This window comes from Mesocryomonas fontinalis (genome assembly GCF_055730125.2).
In genome coordinates, this window is sequence record NZ_JBUZWG020000005.1 from 166,084 (window position 1) to 180,903 (window position 14,820).

Below are 14,820 nucleotides of genomic sequence, written 5' to 3' on the forward strand. Positions count from 1 at the left end.
GCAGAACCGGGCGGGCAACCGGCCGGGCAAGGATCGGACGGCGGAGTAGCCGGTCGAAGGGGGTTTGATGAGTTCCACCGACACGTCGATCAATCCGGAGCCGTCGGGAGCCGCCCCGGCTTCGCGGCTTGCCGTTGCCGGGGAGTGGCTTTCCGCGCACCGCTCGATCATCGGCATCGCTGCCGTCGTGGCGGTGCTTGCGATCGCCGCCTTTGCCTTGATGCGCCTGACCGCCGAAGTCCGCTACGACGACGTCATCGCCGCCTTCGATGCCACCGGCTGGCCCGCGGTCACGCTGGCGGTTGGTTTCACGATCGTCAGCTTCGTCAGCCTGACCTTCTACGACGTCGGCGCGCTCTCCTATGTCGGGCGGAAACTCTCCTATCCCGCGGTCGCCGCGACGGCGCTGTGCGCCTATGCCGTCGGCAATACCGCGGGTTTCGGCCCGCTCTCGGGCGGCGCTATTCGCTACCGTGGCTACACCCGCCTCGGCCTGACGCCGGAGGAGATCGCCAAGGTCATCGCCTTCGTCACCGTCGCCTTCGGCCTCGGTCTTTTGACGCTGTCGGCGCTCGGCGTCCTGTTCATCGCCGGCACGGCCTCGCCCTATCTCGGCTTGCCGCCGCTGACGCTGCGCCTGCTGGCCGTGGTCGGCCTGCTGCCCGTCGTGGCGCTCGCGGTCATCGGCCGCGACGGCCATCCTGTCCGGCTCGGCCGTTTCGGCTTCCGCCTGCCCTCGCGGACGCTGGTGCTGCGCCAGTTCGCCGCCACCGTGATCGACGTCTGCGCGTCCGGCGCGGTGCTCTACGTCCTCCTCCCGCCGACCGAGATCGGTTTTCCGACCTTCGTGTGCATCTACGCGGTGGCGATCGCCATCGGCGTGCTCAGCCATGTGCCGGCCGGGCTCGGCGTGTTCGAGACGGTGATCGTCGCGGCGCTCGGCTCTACCGTCGACATCGACCGCGTGCTCGGCGCACTGGTCCTCTACCGGGTGATCTACTATCTGCTGCCGCTGCTCTGCGCCGCGGTCTTCGTCAGCCTCGCAGAACTCCGCGGCGCCCTCAGCGCCAGCATGGGCACCGAGCTGAAGCTGGCCGGACGCCGGCTGGCCCCGCCGGTGCTGGCGACGCTGTCGCTGGTCTTCGGCCTGATGCTGATCCTTTCCAGCGTCACGCCGACGCCGACGTCAGATCTCGAAGCCCTGCAGGATGTCGTGCCGCTGTTCATCGTCGAGGGCGCGCACTTCCTGACGAGCCTCCTTGGCCTGGTCTTCCTGGTGATGTCGCGGGGCCTCGCCCAGCGGCTCGACGGTGCCTGGCTGGTGGCGCTGACGACGACGGTCGCGGCGATGCTGATGGCGCTGGTTCAGGCCGTCGCGGTGCACGAAGCGGCGCTGCTGCTGTTCTTCGCGCTGGCGCTTATCGCCACCCGCAAGGAATTCAGCCGCCCAGCCTCGATCTTCCGCCAGGCGCTGACCGGCCCCTGGATCGCCGCGATGCTGACGATCTGCGTCAGCGCGGTGATCGTCCTCCTCTTCGTCTACCGCGACGTCGAGTACGGCAACGAGCTCTGGTGGCAGTTCGAGTTCACCTCCGAGGCCCCGCGCAGCCTGCGCGCGATGCTCGGCATCACCATCCTCGCCAGCGGCCTCGCCATCTGGAGCCTGGTGCGCCCGGCGATCGGGCGGATCGAGGACCCCGTTGCGAACGACATCGACCGGGCGGCGGAGATCGTGCGGCAGCAGGAATGTGCCGACGGCAATCTGGTGCGGATGGCCGACAAGAGCGTGCTGTTCTCCAAGGATGGCCGCGCCTTCATCATGTACGCCCGCCGCAACCGCTCGCTGATCGCCCTGTTCGATCCCATCGGGCCGCGCGACGCCTGGCCGGAACTGGTCTGGCAGTTCGTCGAGATGGCGCATGGCTGCGGCTGCCGCGGCGTCTTCTACCAGGTCTCGCCCGAGGCCCTGTCGATCTATGCCGATGCCGGCATGCGGGCGTTCAAGCTCGGCGAACTCGCGATGATCGACCTCGGCAAGTTCAACCTCGCCGGTGGCAAGCGCGCCGGCCTTCGCCAGGCGAAGACCCGCGGCCAGCGCGACGGGCTGGAATTTTCCGTCATCGAGCAGGCGGACGTTCCCGCGGCCTATGACGAGCTGAAGGCCGTCTCCGACGCCTGGCTGGCGCGCCACATGGCGAGCGAGAAGGCGTTCTCGCTCGGCGCGTTCGACGAAGCCTACGTCAAGGCGCAACCCGTCGCGGTTCTGCGCAAGGATGGCCATATCGTCGCCTTCGCCACGCTGATGGTGACCGACACCAAGGACGAGTCCTCGGTCGACCTGATGCGCTTCCATCCCGATGCGCCCGGCGGCTCGATGGACTTCCTGTTCGTGCTGCTTTTGGAGCACCTGAAGGAAGCCGGCTTCAAGCGGTTCAACATGGGCATGGCGCCGCTGTCGGGAATGTCCGGCAACCGGCATGCCCCGATCTGGGACCGGATCGGCACGACGCTCTACGAGCACGGCGAAAAGTATTACAACTTCAAGGGTCTGCGCGCCTTCAAGGCCAAATTCCACCCGGAATGGAAGCCGCGCTACATGACGACGTCCGGCAGCCTCAGCCCCGCCCTCGCGCTGATGGACGTGACCTTGCAGATCGGCGGCGGCTTCAAGGGAGTGGTGCGCAGGTGATGTCCGTTCGTTCCAGCATGCTCGCGGCGCTGCTCGCGCTCTCGGCCCCCGCTCTGGCGCAGACCGCCCCGGCAGCCCCCGTCGCCCCGGCCCCCGCACCGGCCACGGCTGCGGCACCGGCTGCGGATGGCACCGCCGCCCCGTTCGACTATGGCATGATCCCGCAGCAGCACATCGTCATGCCGAAGGGCGAGGCGAAGGCGATGGTCGTGCTGCTGTCGGACCAGGCGGGATGGACGCAGGCGGAGACGACGCTGGCGGACGACCTTTCCGGCAAGGGCGCCTTCGTCATCGGCATCGATCTCAAGGAATACTACCCCGCGCTGGAGAAGGACCAGGACGACTGCGTCTACATGGTCTCCGACATCGAAAGCCTCAGCCAGCAGGTCCAGCGGTCGGTCGGCGGCAGCATCTACCATCTGCCGATCGTCGCCGGCCTTGGCGCCGGCGGCGCGTTGGCGCTCGCGATCGCGGCCCAGACGCCCGATGCCACCATCCAGCACACCATCGCAGTCGATCCGCAAGGCGGCATCCCGCTGGCGAAGGAGCTCTGCACGGATGCCGCGCGCGCGCAGGCGGGCGCGATCTCGACCTATGGCCTGGCCGATGGCGACCTGCCCGATCCCGTCACCGTCGTCCTGACGCCGACGGCACCGGCGGACGGGCGCGCCCACGTCGAAGCGCTGGTAAAGGCGCACGACGACATCACCGTCACCGAGAGCGACAATGCTGCGGCCGCAGCGCTCGCCGACGCGATCGACGCGGCGATGGCGACCTCGAGCTCGGACGAGCTCGGCCTGCCGCTCAGCATTCTCGAAACCAAGCCGACGCGCGACACGATGGCGATCATCTACTCCGGCGACGGCGGCTGGCGCGATATCGACAAGGAGATCGGCCAGGCCTTCCAGGACGAGGGCATGCCGACCATCGGCGTCGATGCCCTCAGGTATTTCTGGTCGGAGCGCACGCCCAAGGAGACGGCCGCCGACCTCTCGCGGATCATCGAGTTCTACACCAAGCGCTGGGGCGTGAAGCACGTGCTGCTGGTCGGCTATTCCTTCGGCGCCGATGTCCTGCCGACCACGTACAATCTGCTGCCGGCCGCCGACAAGGCCAAGGTCGCCGAGCTCTCGCTGCTGGCCCTGTCGAAATCGGCCAACTTCCAGATCTCGGTCATGGGCTGGCTCGGGGTCGACGACGACGACGCCTCGAACGTCGCCCAGGTCGCCAAGATCGACGCCAAGCTGATCCAGTGCGTCTACGGCACCGAGGACGACGACACGATCTGCCCCGACCTCAAGGCATCCGGCGCCGAGCTTATCCCAACCGAAGGTGGCCACCACTTCGATGGCGACTACTCTGCCATCGGCGCCAAGATCCTCGCGGGTCTCGACGCCCGGCTGAAAGCCAAGCCCTGAAGGCGTTTCGCCGCGCCAGAGCATCCGGCGATGGGGTGGTCTCACCCCATCAAAGAAAGAGGCGCTAGTTTCAAAAAGATAGAGCATCTCTTGTGCATCCGATCGGATGCACGGCGCTCGAGAGCCTTTGCAACCGGCTTCTCGGGCTTCGGCGATCGAATATGCCCGTCGTGCCTTGATCCCCCCATCTGGATGCGGTCTACGATGGAGGGAACGGGATGCAGGACGCGCGGCTTGACCGTCGCGGTACGGCAAACGTCGGCTGGACAACGAAGAGCCGAAGGCTCGATAAGGCTGGCAGGCAGGGAGAAACCAGGATGGCGCTCGACTGGGACAAGCTGCGGATTTTCCATGCCGCAGCCGAGGCCGGCTCCTTCACCCATGCCGCGGACGTGCTCAACCTCAGCCAGTCGGCGATCAGCCGCCAGGTCGCCTCGCTGGAGCAGGAGATCGGCGCACCGTTGTTCCACCGCCATGCCCGCGGGCTGGTGCTGTCCGAGCAAGGCGAACTGCTGTTCCAGACGGCGGCGGAGGTCCTGAAGCGGCTGGAAATGGTCCGCATGCAGCTGACCGAGACGCGGGAGAAGCCGACAGGCCGGCTGCGGGTGACGACGACCGTCGGCCTCGGCTCCGGCTGGCTCACCGAGCGCGCCAAGGAGTTTCTCGAGCTCTACCCCGAACTCGAGCTTCAGCTGGTCCTCGACAACGAGGAAATCGACCTGACCATGCGCAAGGCCGATGCGGCAATCCGCTTGCGCCAGCCACAGCAGCCCGACCTCATCCAGCGTCGGCTGTTCACCGTGCACCTGCATGTCTATGCCGCGCCGACCTACCTCCAGCGCTTCGGCACGCCCGAGACGGTACAGGACCTCAGCCAGCACCGGCTGATCACCTTCGGCGAGCCGGCGCCGCAATACCTGCGCAACCTCAACACGCTGGAGACCGTCGGGCTGCCGGACGGCCAGTCGCGTTCCTCGATCCTGCAGATCAACAACCTCATGTCGATCAAGGCGGCGATCGAGCGCGGCATCGGCCTGGCGCTGCTGCCGGACTACATGATCGACAAGAACTCCAAGCTGGTCCAGGTGCTCCCGGAAATGGAGATGCCGACCTTCGACACCTATCTCTGCTACCCCGAGCAGCTCAGAAACTCGGCAAAGCTCAAGGTTTTCCGCGACTTCCTGATCTCGAAGGCGCGGACCTGGTCGTACTGAACGTCGACAGGCGACGATCAAGGATCTCGCCCTGATCCAGGCCAATTCGAATGCCCATCAAACAGACAGATCGCCACGGCGCCTACTTCCTATGCATTTCATGCATGGCAGGCATGTCTTATTGCCAGTAGTCGGGGCGAACAGGACTGGTAGCCTCATCCCATCGAACGCGGGAAGGTACCTCCTCCCACCGGACCGCTTCGAGCATCTCCTCCCAAGGATCTGCCTTGCAGATCTCTTTTTAAGCCGGGCTCTCGCGAACCCGGCTTTTTCTTTGGCGGCGCATTCTTGTGGCGCAAAGGTCCGAGGTCGGTGAGGCTTGCGGCTCTCAGTTGGCCCAGAGCCGCTTCAGCTGCTGCTCGTCCCCGTTGAACTTGTCGCGGTCGCAGAAGCCCGCCCCCTCGACGTCATGCGGCGCGGGCCCGACCGAGCCGTCGGTGTACTGCCACATCGTCCAGGTGTTCCAGTTCCGCGGCACGACCGGTGTCGGACCGAACTGCGCCAACCAGAGCCAACACTGCGCCAAGGTGCTGTCGGTGCCGTTACCCAGCAATTCCTTGATGTAATGGCCGGAGTAGAGGCCGGGGAACTTCCCTTGCTTTGCCTCCACATGGGTGACGAAGGCCCTCGCCTCTTCCAGTCCCATGCTGGGGCCGGTCGGGTTCGGCTCGAAGTCGAGCACGAGGAGGGTCTTGTCGTCGGGTTCGGCGACATCGAGAAAATGCTCGGCCTGCTTCACCCCGTCGCTGCCGGTCGCGAAGTGGTAGGCGCCCCAGAGAAGGCCTGCCGCGACGGCGCCCTTGCGGTGCGCGGCATAGGTCTGGTCGACGTTGCTCTGGCCCTGCGTCGCCTTGTGGAAGACGCCGACAATGCCGGCCTCTTTGATCTTGGCGAAATCCAGGTGCCTGTTGTGGTGCGAGATATCGATGACGGCATTCAGGACAGTCGGCATGCTTTGCACTCCCCGTTGAACGACAGAGGCAAAATACACCAAACCGGCGGACCGCTGAGAAGAAGACTACGTAGCTGGAACGGAGAACGGCGGCCCCTTGCGAGGCCGCCGTCTAGTCTTGGAGAAAGAAGGACTGCCTGTTGCGCCGGGCTTAGCTCTTCAGGCTGGCGCAGAAGCGCTGGATGCGCGAGCAGGCGTCTTCCAGAAGGGCTTCCGACGTCGCGTAGGAAATCCGGAAGTTCGGGCCGAGACCAAAGGCCGAGCCGTGCACGACGGCAACGCCCTCCGCCTCCAGCAGTTCGGAGACGAAGTCCTCGTCGGTCTCGATGACCTTGCCGGCCGGGGTCTTCTTGCCGATCAGCCCCTTGCAGGAGGGATAGACGTAGAAGGCGCCTTCCGGCGACGGGCACTCGATACCGCTCGCCTGGTTCAGCATGGACACCACGAGGTCGCGGCGGCCTTCGAAGATCACGCGGTTCTTCGGGATGAAGTCCTGCGTGCCGTTCAGCGCCTCAACCGCCGCCCACTGCGCAATCGAGCAGGCGCCCGAGGTCTGCTGGCCCTGGATCATGTCCATCGCCTTGATCAGCGCCAGCGGGCCGCCGGCATAGCCGATCCGCCAGCCGGTCATCGCGTAGGCCTTCGACACGCCGTTGATCGTCAGCGTGCGGTCGTAGAGGCCGGGCTGGACCTCGGCAGGCGTGGTGAAGGTGAAGTCGCCGTAGACGAGGTGCTCGTACATGTCGTCGGTCATCACCCAGACGTGCGGGTGGCGCATCAAGACGTCGGTCAGCGCCTTCAGCTCGGTGCGGGTATAGGCCGCGCCCGAGGGATTGGACGGCGAGTTGAACAGGAACCACTTGGTCTTCGGCGTGATCGCCGCTTCCAGCGCTTCGGCCGTGACCTTGAAGTTCGCCTCGATCGTCGTCTCGATGATCACCGAGGTGCCGTTGCAGATCGCCACCATCTCGGGATAGCTCACCCAGTACGGCGCGGGGATGATGACCTCGTCGCCCTGGTCGAGCGTCGCCATGAAGGCGTTGAACAGGATCTGCTTGCCGCCGGTGCCGACGATGGTCTGCTCTGGCTTGTAGTCGAGATTGTTCTCGCGCTTGAACTTCTTCGAGATCGCCTCGCGCAGCTGCGGGATGCCGGAGACCGGGGTGTACTTGGTCTCGCCGCGGTTGATCGCGTCGATCGCCGCCGCCTTGATGTTGTCGGGCGTGTCGAAATCGGGCTCGCCGGCGCCGAGGCCGATGACGTCGCGACCCTGGGCTTTCAGCTCGCGCGCCTTCTGCGAGACGGCAATGGTGGCGGAGGGCTTTACGCGGTCGAGGGCGGCGGCAAGAAATGCCATGGGAACGGCTCCGGCTGTCATGATTCGAAGGTCTGCAGCGGCGACCCCGCCTGCAAAAACCGGCGAACCGTAGGCGCGGCAGGGACCCGGTGCAAGCCGATGGAGCCGCATCGCACCATGAATTAAGCTGATGGGTCCGCACAGCGATCACGATCGGACCGGATCGGCGGGCCGGCAAATTCACGCCGCCGTGCATCCGGCGACGGCCGTGCGCCGTTGCTCCTCTTTGACAGCCGACGGCCAGCTGGCCCGGCCAGATCCTTGCCAGAGTTGCGGAGAACGGAAGTGCGCGGTCGCCTCTTGTTGATCCTGGTCCCGCTGCTCTCCGGCATCGGACTGGTCATCGCCGGTCCCGAGCGGATCAATGCCTGGATCGCCGGCCCGGCAGACCAAGGAGCGGTGGATTTTGCGACGCTGCAGCGCCGCCAGCGCCCGACCGACAGCCTCGCCTGCTCGCCGGACCTTTGCCAAATTCGCGTCGACCTTGCCTTGCCAACCTATGCCGAACCGCCGGCGGCGCTGATGCAGCGGCTGGACAGGCTGGTCCTGGCCGACACCGTCCATCTCGTCCGCGTCGACGACGGCAGCCGGCCGGCCTACCGCCGCTATGTCGCCCGCAGCGCCACCTTCCGCTTCGCCGACACCATCGATGCCGAGGCGCGATCCATGGTCGGCGGCACGGGGCTCGCGATCTACGGCCGCTCGCAGATCGGCATCGGCGACTGGGGCGTCAACCGCGCGCGCCAGCAAGGTTGGGCAGTGGGCCTTCGCCCCTTCGCAGTTTCCGAAAGCGTCTTGCCGACGTCCTGATGGCGGCCCGCGCGGCGCCGCGCACCGCTTTCCAAGCCTGCGACTTTTCGCTAATCAGCCTTCAAAGAATGAAAGGAACCGCCGTGACCGAGGAGATGCCGAAAGGCGATCTGACCATGCGCGTGCCGGCGATGCCGGCCGATGCCAATGCCGCCGGAGACGTTTTCGGTGGCTGGGTGATCTCGCAGATGGATCTCGCCGCCGGCCTCAGCGGTGCCGACCGGGCGCGGGGCCGCGTCGCCACCGTCGCGGTCAATGCGCTGACGTTCAAGAAGCCGGTCAAGATCGGCGACACGCTGTCGGTCTACTCGACGATCCAGAAGGTCGGCCGCAGTTCGATCACCATCCTCATCGAGGCCTGGGCGCAGCGCCATCTGACCCGCGAACTGGTCAAGGTCACGGAGGGCATCTTCGTCATGGTCGCCCTCGACAAAGACGGCAAGCCCGTGGAAATTCCGGCGGAGTAGGCGCAGCGTCGCCGCTTCCCGCCGCCGAACCCGCCGCTCCAAGTCTCCTATCGCTCCGGATCGACGGCGCGTCAGCGGCCGCCCGTCCCCCGGATCAGCCCTTCATGGCGATAGCCTGCACCTTGATCCTCGCCCCGAAAGGCAGCCTGGCGGCCTCGTAGATGGTTCTGGCGGGGCGTGGATCGAACAGCTCGCCGTACAGCGCGTTCACGCTCGGCAGATCGTCGAGATCAGCGAAAGCGATATCGACATAGACGATATCCTCGCGCGTGAAACCGGCTTCGGCGACGATCGCAAACACCAGTTCGAACGCCCGCTCCGCCTCTTCACGCGCCGTGCCCGCCCGGTAGCCGTCCTCGTAGACCGACAGCTGTCCGGAGATGTGGCAGGTGTTGCCAACCACGACGGCGTTCGAGATCGGCGAGGCGGATTTGGGTACGCCGGGGACATCGACGATGAAGCGTCTGGGCATGCTCTGAACCTTTTGTCCTGCGGCGGTCGTCGGAGATGGGGAATGGTGGCCCGCTGGCGTTTCCGGATTCCGACCTCGGCGGCTCAGTGGGCGAGCTTAAGGGTGATGACGCCGGCAACGATCAAGGCCACACCGGCATAGCGGGCGATCGACGTCGGGTCGCCGAAAATCATCACGCCGACCGTGAACGTTCCGGCCGCGCCGATGCCCGTCCAGATCGCATAGGCGGTTCCGATGGGGATGTCGCGCTGCGCCAGCCAGAGCAGCAACCCGCTCGCCACCATGAAGACCGCCGCAATGGCAATGCCGGCCCCGCGGGTTTCGGGCGTCTGGGCGATCTTCAGACCGACCGGCCAGCCGATCTCGAGCAACCCCGCCCCTACCAGATACAGCCAGGCCATCACGCACTCCCTCTCCCTGTGTTCGCCGCCGGACCCGAAAAGGATCCTTCCCCGGCAGCTCTTGTCCAGTTTGAAATACGCACGTATTCTAAATTTTCAAGCAGCTGTCTGAAATAGGCACGAAGGAAAACTCCGATGGGACGACGTCAGACGATCGACCGCGACAAGGTGCTGGCCGTCGCCGAAGACATCGTCGGGCAACGGGGGGCGGCTGCCCTGACGATCGATGCCGTGGCCAAGGCTGCGGGGATCACCAAAGGCGGGGTGCAATCCTCCTTCGGCACCAAGGAGGCGCTGATTGCCGCCATGCTGCGCCGCTGGATGCAGGACTATGCAAGGCGTGCCCGCGATCTCGCCGGAGAGGATCCCTCGCTCGCGCAGCGGGTCGCCGCGCATGTCGAGGTGACCCACCGCGAAGACGAGGACACCCAGCGCCGGGCAGCCAGCCTGCTCGCTTTGCTGCTGCAGACGCCGGAGCATCTCGCCGACATGCGCCAGTGGTATCAGGTACAGGCGGCCGGACTAGACGCCGACGACCCGGCGGCGCGGCGCGCGCGGCTGGCTTTTCTCGCGACGGAAGGCGCCTTCTTCCTCCGGTTCTTCGGCCTGCTGCCGTTTCCGGCGACCGAATGGCAAGCGACCTTCGCCGACATCCAGGATCTTCTGGCTATCAAGGATCCCGGCGCTTCCTAGTCGTGCGTACCGCTCGTCACCAGGGCATTCGCCCGCCTTGCTACTTGCACACCGCGCGGCGGCGCTGCTGGGTGTCGAGGTGCAGGTGGTCGGCATGGTCCTCGTTGTAGCCCGGACCGAGAACGGTGCCGAAATAGCGGCAAGCGCTCTCGCGGACCTTGCGCTGAAAAGCCTTCTGGCGAAACTCGAAGAACCCCTTCCGCTCGATCTCCATGAACGACCCGTCGGCGAACTTGAAGCCGTGCACGTCGAGGGCATCGCCGCTGGCATGCTGGCTGATCGAGCGCGAGCCGGCGATCCGCGAGCAGCGATAGGACGAGGCGTTGATCAGAACCGTCGGACGCTGCAGCAGCTTCCACCGCGCCGCCGGCATCACCTCGTTCTTCATCCACTGCGCCACCCGCAGCGTCGCCATGCAGTTAAGCGTCGCCACGGGACGGATCGCCACCCCCGGTACGATGTCGGTGACCTTGACGGGATAGTCGATGCCGCAGCTGCGACCGCGGCTGATCGAGCTGGCATCGACGAATTTGACGCCGAGCTGCTGCAAGGCCCGCCGGCACATCACCTCGTTCTTCGGCATCGGCTGGTAGCCGCTCGGTGTTTCGTCCTCCAGCGCGCCGCGGCCGTCGTCGAGCACCTGGGGGCCGGCCCGGCGCGGCGGCGCGATGGCTTCCAGCGAGGCGTAGCTCGGCCTCGGCCGCGCCGTCCGGCGAACCGGCGCCTCGCCTGGGGTCACGTCCTTCAGCCCGGCCCAGGGATCGGCGCGCGGCTCACCGGTCCCGAAGCCCGGATCCTCCTCCACCTCGATCGGCGCCCCCAGCGGCGCGAGCGTACCCGGCTCGGCCGAGGCCTCGCGGGACTCCCCCGCATCAAGCGCGGCATCCGCCTCGCCATCGATCGGGGTGTAGAGCTGCACGTCGCCCGACCCGTCGTCGATAGCGGGCGTATCGGCGGGCACGTCGGCGGGCGTATCGGCTTGCTGCACTTCGGACGGCGCGGCCTCCGGCGAACGGGAGAGATCGGCGCCCGGGTCGGGAAGCGTTGCGGCGGGAGATGGCGGCCAGGCCGGCGTTTCCTCCGGCGCGCCCATCGCTGCGTCGTCGGGAGCGTCCGGCACTGAGAGCGGCGCATAGAACTGCGGCTGTGGATGGGACGGCACGACCGAGCGGCTCGGCACGTAGACCGGCACCTCGCCGGGGCGCGGCGCTGCGGGCACCGGTCCGCCCCAGACCATCTTCGGCGCGACGCCGCCGGTCATGACGGGGTCGATATCCCCGGCGATGGCGGTGGGAATGGCGTCCGCTGCCAGACCAAACGCGGCAGCGGACACCCAGATGCGCCATCCGTCTCTACGCAACATCATCGGACGGCCCTCGTGCACGCGATACTCCAGCGGACACCGACAGGCTACGCCGTCTTGGTAAGCGAATGCTGAACGCGGCCGATCCGGCGCGCCGTTTGAGTGGCGGTTTTCGCCGCGCTGGAGCGACAGGCTCGCCCCCCATAAGCGCCAACCCGCCGTACGCACGGCGGTCTTACGGCCGCAAACCACGCAGCAAAAGGCCCGGAAACCGATGTCGATTTCCGGGCCGATCCGGTGACGCGAGATAGCTTAGGCCCAGGGGGCGACGGGGAACGCCGGCCGAAGCCCGCGGGTCAGGCTGCCTGTTTGGCGGTGCCCAGCGACGCCATGTCGATCACGAAGCGGTAGCGGACATCGTTCTTGAGCAGGCGCTCATAGGCGGTGTTGACGTCCTGGATGGCGATCATCTCGACGTCGCTGACGATGCCGTTGGCGGCGCAGAAATCGATCATCTCCTGCGTCTCCGGCATGCCGCCGATGGCCGAACCGGCGATGCTCTTGCGGCCGCCTATCAGGTTGAAGCCCAACAGCGGATCGAGCGCTGTCAGCGCGCCGACCAGGACCATGGTGCCGTCGACGGTGAGCAGCGCCGTATAGGGGTTCATGTCATGGCCGACGGGGATCGTGTTCAGCAGGAAGTCGAAGGTGCCGCGCGCAGAAGCCATTGCCGCCTCGTCCTTCGAGACCAGCACCGCGTCGGCGCCGAGGCGCAACGCATCCTTGCCCTTCTCCGGCGACGTCGTGATCATCACGACCTCGGCGCCCATCGCCTTGGCGAACTTGACGCCCATGTGGCCGAGCCCGCCGAGACCAACGACGCCGACCTTCTGGCCGGGACCGACCTTCCAGTGCTTCAGCGGCGAATAGGTGGTGATGCCGGCGCAGAGCAGCGGCGCCACGGCCTTCAGGTCGAGGGTCTCGGGAATGCTGACCACGAAGCGCTCCTCGACGACGATCCTGTCGGAATAGCCGCCATAGGTCGGGGCGCCGGTCTCGCGCTCGCGGCCATTGTAGGTGACCGTGCATCCCTCGGCGCAATACTGCTCGAGGCCTGCGAGGCAAGGTTTGCAGTGGCGGCATGAATCGACCATGCAGCCGACGCCGGCGAGATCGCCGACCTTCAGCTTGCGGACCTCGGAGCCGACTTCCGAGACGCGCCCGACGATCTCGTGACCGGGCACCATCGGGTAGATCGAGCCGCCCCAGTCGTTGCGGGCCTGATGCAGATCCGAATGGCAGACGCCGCTGAACAGAATGTCGATGCGAATGTCGTGCGGTCCGGTATCGCGCCGCTCGAAGCTGTAGGGAGCGAGCGGCTGGTCGGCAGCGGACGCTGCAAAGCCTTGGCAGATGAACATGGGAATCCTCGATGGTTCGGCTGCTTCCCGAGAAAGGAAGACACGCCTCAGCACGCGAACTAGGCTTTACGCGACGGCGCGCAAGGCGGCGTATCGTCTCGGGCGTCCCGTGGGTTCTTCCGCCTCGGCCCCTTCCCAACGCCGCCTGTCCCCGCCGTCCCCCATTGCCGGACCTCCTTTCAGAAGGGCGGGCCGCGTTCGAATAACCGTTCACGTTCGGACGGCAGCGGCAGGTCCGAACGGCGCAAGGCAACGTCCGGCCCATCGAACAGGCCGATGTCTCGCAGCATGTCATCGCGTGCATCCATCAGGTCGAGCGGTCTTTCCCGCCTGGGGCGCGGCGGCTTGAGTAGGACATGCCATGCAACTTGCCAGACGCCCGCGAAAAGCCTTTTACTCCAGCGTTCCGTTGTGATGTGCGAGGGGGCGTTGGTCATGAAGGTCTCCTTGAGAGAGACGCATCTCACCATGCGATCGTCCCGCACTCCAATCGAAGATCGGGAACAACCCATGAGGAAAATCGATGGCTAGAGCACTTCCGCCGCTGGCGGCCTTGCGGGTTTTTGAAGCGGCGGCACGGCAGCTGAACTTTACCCGGGCAGCCGAGGAACTCGGGATGACCCAGAGTGCCGTCAGCTACCAGATCAAGGTGCTGGAGGACCGCGTCGGCTCGCCGCTGTTCGTCCGGCGGGCGCGCGACGTCGCGTTGACCGAGGCCGGTCGGGCACTGGCACCGGCCACCAGCGAAGCCTTCGACCGGATCGCCGCGGCCTTTTCCGCCGCCCGCGGCGCGAGCGAGGGTGTGCTGACCCTCAGCGTGCAGCCGACCTTCGCCTCGAACTGGCTCGCCGAGCGGCTCGGTTCCTTTCAGCTGGCCCACCCCCGGCTCGCCGTCCGGCTGGACGTCTCGAACCGGCTGAGCGACCTCGTGCAGGACGATGTCGATATTGCCATCCGTTCCGGACCCGGCGGCTGGGCGGGGCTGGAAGAGCATCGCCTGATCGCCTGCAGTTTCACGCCGATGCTGAGCCTGGCACTCGCCGAGCGCTTCGGGCCGATCTCCGGACCGTCGGACATGCTGCGGATCCCCCGCGTGTCCCCTGCCGATCCGTGGTGGGACATCTGGTTCGAGGCGGCCGGCATGGCCAACCCGCCGGCGGCGAATGACACACCGCGCAGCGATCTCGGCACGCAGAGCATCGAAGGCCGCGCGGCAATGGCCGGACAGGGCATCGGCCTTCTCACGCCGGCCTTCTTCCACGAGGAGCTGGCCGCAGGCCGGCTTCTTGCGCCGTTCGACCTCGTCGCCACCAACGGCCATTCCTACTGGCTCTGCTACCCAGAGAGCCGCCGCACCGTGCCAAAGATCCGGGCCTTCCGGGACTGGCTGCTCGCCGCGATCGCCGACAGCATGCAAACGGCGTAAGCCGCGTTGGAACATTCCGGCAACCCCTTCCCGACTCCGGCAGCTTCCCCCATATTCACGGCATGGCTCCTCCCAAGCAAAAGTCCCCCCGGCGCTCGCCGATCCTCGACTTCTCCGATGCCGCCGAGCGCCTCGCGCCTGGTTTCGGCGAGGCCCCTCGGGCCGAGTTCGAGGGAGCGCCGCTTGGCGGCGCCGTC

14 protein-coding genes are annotated in these 14,820 nt (G+C 66.5%); 7 read left to right on the plus strand and 7 right to left on the minus strand.

Annotated features, from left to right (window positions below):
• Nucleotides 1-67: 67 nt before the first annotated feature.
• The 3 genes from mprF to ACZL02_RS13985 all read left to right on the plus strand — a co-directional run bounded on the left by mprF (nt 68) and on the right by ACZL02_RS13985 (nt 5,321).
• A complete protein-coding gene (gene mprF / locus ACZL02_RS13975) occupies nt 68-2,689 on the plus strand; it encodes a bifunctional lysylphosphatidylglycerol flippase/synthetase MprF (protein ID WP_472936884.1) in 2,622 nt (873 codons plus the stop codon).
• The gene (locus tag ACZL02_RS13980; protein WP_472936883.1) at nt 2,689-4,107 is read left to right on the plus strand and encodes a virulence factor family protein; all 1,419 of its coding nucleotides are present in this window, start codon (nt 2,689-2,691) and stop codon (nt 4,105-4,107) included. Before mprF ends, ACZL02_RS13980 begins: the two co-directional genes overlap by 1 nt.
• Nucleotides 4,108-4,424: 317 nt before the next feature.
• The gene (locus ACZL02_RS13985) at nt 4,425-5,321 is read left to right on the plus strand and encodes a LysR family transcriptional regulator (RefSeq protein ID WP_472932937.1); all 897 of its coding nucleotides are present in this window, start codon (nt 4,425-4,427) and stop codon (nt 5,319-5,321) included.
• A 328-nt stretch (nt 5,322-5,649) separates the two neighbouring features.
• Here the strand turns inward: ACZL02_RS13985 and ACZL02_RS13990 are convergent, their stop codons facing one another.
• Both ACZL02_RS13990 and ACZL02_RS13995 read right to left on the minus strand, forming a co-directional pair.
• A complete protein-coding gene (locus tag ACZL02_RS13990) occupies nt 5,650-6,273 on the minus strand; it encodes a glycoside hydrolase family 25 protein (protein WP_472936882.1) in 624 nt (207 codons plus the stop codon).
• Between the two features lie 151 nt (nt 6,274-6,424).
• The gene (locus ACZL02_RS13995) at nt 6,425-7,630 is read right to left on the minus strand and encodes a pyridoxal phosphate-dependent aminotransferase (RefSeq protein ID WP_472936881.1); all 1,206 of its coding nucleotides are present in this window, start codon (nt 7,628-7,630) and stop codon (nt 6,425-6,427) included.
• Between the two features lie 285 nt (nt 7,631-7,915).
• On the opposite strand from ACZL02_RS13995, the gene ACZL02_RS14000 reads away from it, so the two are divergent.
• Nucleotides 7,916-8,440 (plus strand): DUF1499 domain-containing protein, encoded by a 525-nt coding sequence (locus tag ACZL02_RS14000; protein WP_472936880.1) that lies wholly within the window; start codon nt 7,916-7,918, stop codon nt 8,438-8,440.
• Between the two features lie 68 nt (nt 8,441-8,508).
• Nucleotides 8,509-8,907 carry a hotdog domain-containing protein gene (locus ACZL02_RS14005; protein ID WP_496258434.1) on the plus strand — a complete coding sequence of 133 codons (399 nt, stop codon included), beginning with the start codon at nt 8,509-8,511 and terminating at the stop codon, nt 8,905-8,907.
• Between the two features lie 94 nt (nt 8,908-9,001).
• Here the strand turns inward: ACZL02_RS14005 and ACZL02_RS14010 are convergent, their stop codons facing one another.
• Nucleotides 9,002-9,379 (minus strand): RidA family protein, encoded by a 378-nt coding sequence (locus ACZL02_RS14010; RefSeq protein ID WP_472936879.1) that lies wholly within the window; start codon nt 9,377-9,379, stop codon nt 9,002-9,004.
• 83 nt (nt 9,380-9,462) lie between these two features.
• The gene (locus tag ACZL02_RS14015) at nt 9,463-9,780 is read right to left on the minus strand and encodes a DMT family transporter (RefSeq protein WP_472938096.1); all 318 of its coding nucleotides are present in this window, start codon (nt 9,778-9,780) and stop codon (nt 9,463-9,465) included.
• A gap of 135 nt (nt 9,781-9,915) precedes the next feature.
• On the opposite strand from ACZL02_RS14015, the gene ACZL02_RS14020 reads away from it, so the two are divergent.
• Entirely contained in the window at nt 9,916-10,473 is a 558-nt protein-coding gene (locus ACZL02_RS14020) for a TetR/AcrR family transcriptional regulator (protein WP_472936878.1), read from the plus strand.
• 40 nt (nt 10,474-10,513) lie between these two features.
• On the opposite strand, the gene ACZL02_RS14025 is transcribed toward ACZL02_RS14020, so the two are convergent.
• From ACZL02_RS14025 to ACZL02_RS14035, 3 genes are all read right to left on the minus strand, one after another.
• On the minus strand, nt 10,514-11,836 hold the full coding sequence (locus tag ACZL02_RS14025; protein ID WP_472936877.1) for an extensin-like domain-containing protein: 1,323 nt from the start codon (nt 11,834-11,836) through the stop codon (nt 10,514-10,516).
• A 296-nt stretch (nt 11,837-12,132) separates the two neighbouring features.
• A complete protein-coding gene (locus tag ACZL02_RS14030) occupies nt 12,133-13,197 on the minus strand; it encodes an NAD(P)-dependent alcohol dehydrogenase (RefSeq protein ID WP_472936876.1) in 1,065 nt (354 codons plus the stop codon).
• Nucleotides 13,198-13,376: 179 nt separating this feature from the next.
• Nucleotides 13,377-13,634, minus strand: a complete 258-nt coding sequence (locus tag ACZL02_RS14035; protein ID WP_472936875.1) for a hypothetical protein — start codon at nt 13,632-13,634, stop codon at nt 13,377-13,379.
• Between the two features lie 86 nt (nt 13,635-13,720).
• Between ACZL02_RS14035 and ACZL02_RS14040 the strand changes: the two genes are divergently transcribed.
• Nucleotides 13,721-14,623: a LysR substrate-binding domain-containing protein gene (locus tag ACZL02_RS14040; RefSeq protein WP_472936874.1), complete on the plus strand. Its 903-nt coding sequence runs from the start codon at nt 13,721-13,723 to the stop codon at nt 14,621-14,623.
• Nucleotides 14,624-14,820 lie beyond the last annotated feature (197 nt).